This window comes from Mesorhizobium sp. M1A.F.Ca.IN.020.04.1.1 (genome assembly GCF_003997315.1).
Taxonomy (GTDB): Bacteria; Pseudomonadota; Alphaproteobacteria; order Rhizobiales; family Rhizobiaceae; genus Mesorhizobium.
On the sequence record NZ_RZSN01000341.1, the window covers coordinates 1 to 2,314 of the forward strand.

The 2,314-nt window shown below is 64.0% G+C and carries 3 protein-coding genes and 1 pseudogene; 1 reads left to right on the plus strand and 3 read right to left on the minus strand.

Annotated elements, in window-relative coordinates:
* Nucleotides 1-479 (minus strand): annotated as a pseudogene (locus tag EOA49_RS31565) (GNAT family N-acetyltransferase); the annotation flags it as partial.
* 81 nt (nt 480-560) lie between these two features.
* Here EOA49_RS31565 and EOA49_RS31570 point away from each other — a divergent pair.
* Nucleotides 561-1,619 carry a polysaccharide deacetylase family protein gene (locus tag EOA49_RS31570; protein ID WP_127242116.1) on the plus strand — a complete coding sequence of 353 codons (1,059 nt, stop codon included), beginning with the start codon at nt 561-563 and terminating at the stop codon, nt 1,617-1,619.
* A 12-nt stretch (nt 1,620-1,631) separates the two neighbouring features.
* Here EOA49_RS31570 and EOA49_RS31575 read toward each other — a convergent pair whose 3' ends face one another.
* Nucleotides 1,632-2,036 (minus strand): hypothetical protein, encoded by a 405-nt coding sequence (locus EOA49_RS31575; protein ID WP_095824729.1) that lies wholly within the window; start codon nt 2,034-2,036, stop codon nt 1,632-1,634.
* 93 nt (nt 2,037-2,129) lie between these two features.
* Nucleotides 2,130-2,312, minus strand: coding sequence for a DUF2842 domain-containing protein (locus tag EOA49_RS31580; protein WP_127243583.1), 183 nt, complete (start codon nt 2,310-2,312; stop codon nt 2,130-2,132).
* Between the last annotated feature and the right edge of the window lie 2 nt (nt 2,313-2,314).

A 2,314-nucleotide genomic window follows, 5' to 3' on the forward strand; every position in this document is an offset into this window, starting at 1 on the left:
GGGTTGGCGGTGCCGTCGAGATCGGGCAGCAGCCGCTCCAGCGAAACGAGGTCGATGTCGGGCCGTGCCGTGGCGATCGACGAGAGCAGGGAGCGGATCGCAGGACCGTTTACAGCAGGCAAAAGCCGCGGGTCGGTTGCGGGGAAATTGCCGTTGGCATGACGTCCGCCGGCGAGACGAGCGACGCGGAACGGGCCGTTTCGGACCACTTCCAGCGCCAGCGAAAGAGCCGGTCGACCCTCGATGCTTAGCGTGGCGACCGCCATATCGGCTTTGGTCTTGGCCGCCCAGTTGCTCACCCAGGACGCGCTCTGCGCCGGAGCAAACAGCGCCCAAGCGCAGAATTCTGCATAGCCCGCAAGACCCGTGCCATCGGTCACCGCCGCCGTCAGTCTGCCTCGGCTCGAGGCAGGCGCACGCGCCGGCGCTTCGTTGGCAGCGACGCGATTGCCGTCAAATGACGCGGCGGCGTCAACCATCCCTCAATCCTTAAGACGTATTGGTTGCAACCTGGGGTTCGCGTAGGTCCTTGGATGAGCCTAGGCGCAAAAGGTGAAGGAATGATCGACGGGGCCGAGGCAATCCGGAAGCTGGCGTTGAACGTTGCCCGCTACACCGGTCTCGCTCCGCTGGCGAGGCCGTTTGTCGGCGGCATCGGTGCCATCTTGATGTTGCATCGCGTGACCGCGGCGCCCGAGAAGCCGAACAGCGTCAATCGACATCTGAACATCGCCCCTGCCTTCCTCGACAAGGTGATCGCCGACATGAAGGAAAGGGGCTATGCCTTTGTTGCCCTTGATGAAGCGATCGAACGCATCGGGGCGGGCGACAAACACGGCCAGTTCGCCACCATCACCGCCGACGATGCCTATCGCGATAACATGACGGAGGCGCTGCCGGTATTGGAGAAGCACGGTGCGCCGATCACCATCTATGTCGCGCCCGGCCTGATCGACGGTGCCGTCGACCTGTGGTGGGAAGTCATCGAGGATATCGTCGACACCGGCTCGCACCTGACGCTGAAGACTGCGAGAGGATCGACGGTCGTCGATTGCTCGACACCCGGCCGAAAGATCCAGGCGATTGCAAGGCTGAACGCGTGGTTGACCCTGGAGGTCCCGGAGGAAGAGCAGGGCGTCGCGCTGCGTGAACTGGCGCGCTCCAACGGCATCGAGCTCGGCACCGGCCGCCCCGGCACCCTGATGAGCTGGGATGAGATTCGCAAGGTTGCCGCCCATCCGCTGGTGACGATCGGCGCGCACACCGTCAACCACCGCAACCTCAAGCGGTTATCCGAAGCGGAAGCGCGTCACGAGATCGGCGACGTCCGCCGTATCCTCATGGAACGGCTGGGGGCAGAGCCGCGCCATTTCGCTTACCCCTACGGTTATCCCAGCGCGGTTGGCTGCCGCGAGGTCGGCTTCGCTCGTGATGCCGGCTATGTCTCGGCGGTGACGACCCGGCATGGCGTCCTGAGAGCCAAGCATGCCGGCTTCCTGCATGCGCTGCCGCGCATTTCCGTCAACGGCCGCTACCAGAGCGTCGCCCACATCCGCACGATGCTGTCGGGTGTGACCACGCCGCTTGCCAACGCCGGCAAGATGGTCGTCACCATTTAGCCCGAAGGGGCGTCAGCATCTGTGGAAATAGCGGTAGGTGTCCGGCGCGTTCATCCATTTGAGCTGGGACGCAAGCCCGCCATGCGCGTTGATCCAGCCTCTGATGTCGGCAGCATAGGCATTCCACAAGACGGCGGTCATGTCGGTGCGGTGCGCCAGATGGAAGCCGAAGCTTGCCGCAGGCATCACGCAGATGCGGCTGCGGGGAATATAGCCGAGCAGCACCGTGCAGGCCGACTGGCATTTGCCGACGATGCGGACATTGACGCCGCGCGCGGCGAGCCCCTTCCAGCGCTGGCTGTACGCGGCGACGCTGCCGCCATGATCGTCCGACACGTTGATGGTTTCGGCGGCTGCCATCGAGGCCGCCATGCAGGCGATGATCAGGATCAATCCCGCGAACGAGGCTTTTGGCATGGCGCAAGCCCTCCCTGCCATGCGGTCAAGCCAGGCAAGTTAGTCCCAATGCGCAATCACGTATGAATCACGTTAGCGTTGGCGCGGCCGCGCTCAGCCCTTCTGAGGCGGCTCCATGATCAGCCATTTGATGATGCCCATCGCCGGCAGCACCCAGAGCAGGCCGCTGAGCAGGAAGAACAGGAAATGCGCCAAGGAGCCGTATTCGGCGAGCCTTGTGACCGCGATAGCCGAGGCGATCAGCGCGTAGATGACGACGAGCGCCACCAGCAGAATGG